General features: G+C 36.0%; 1 protein-coding gene. It reads left to right on the forward strand.

Going from position 1 to position 737, the window contains the following annotated elements:
* On the forward strand, window positions 1-469 hold a 469-nt coding region (locus tag BTV99_RS12520; RefSeq protein WP_218607574.1), incomplete at its 5' end, for a Slam-dependent surface lipoprotein.
* Window positions 470-737: the final 268 nt, after the last annotated feature.

The following is a 737-nucleotide window of genomic DNA, read 5'->3' on the forward strand; positions in this document are numbered from 1 at the left end:
TCATAAGTTAGTTTATAATCAGGCTTACTCTGTAGTAATTGGTGATTATGTGAGTAAACAAGAGGGTTATCGTTTTAGTGAGAGCTCAGATATTACTATGAAAGGATTAAAAACTGAAAAAACAGCCATACCAAGTTTAGGTAAAGCAACTTATTCAGGTAAGGCCTTTATGGGTGATAATTATTTTCAGTCAGGCAGTCTAGGCTACGAAGGTAGTCTCAATTACGATGTAAACTTTAAAGACAGAACAGGTTCTGGTTCAATTACTGGTCTAGGGGACACCGTTGAGTTGCAACAAGGTACTATCTCAGGCACAGGGATCTCTGCTATTGCTCAGCAAGGTTATAAAAAAGGAAGTTATCTACTAGATTTTTATGGTAAAAAGGCAGAAGAGATTGCTGGTAAAGTCAAATTTGATGGCAAAGATGTCATTGGCTTTGGTGGCACACGAGGTGAAATTGCTGAATAAAAGAAAGCAAATTTAGCAATAAATATATAAATGAAACCGTTTGAAGTATTTATTATATATTTCAAACGGTTTTTTTCGTCATATCGGTGAAAGTTAATGAAAAAAAAACTATACATAGTATGTTGTACTATTTTTTCCGTATCAGCAGTCGCTCAGGGCACCCCATTATCCTCAACTGTCTTCTTTGAAAAACCGCCTCAAATACAACCTGATCTGCTATTAAATCAACCGAATATTGAAACATCGGCTTCTGTACCAACAACAGTCG

It is taken from the genome of Psychrobacter sp. Rd 27.2, from assembly GCF_001921755.1.
GTDB lineage: Bacteria > Pseudomonadota > Gammaproteobacteria > Pseudomonadales > Moraxellaceae > Psychrobacter > Psychrobacter celer.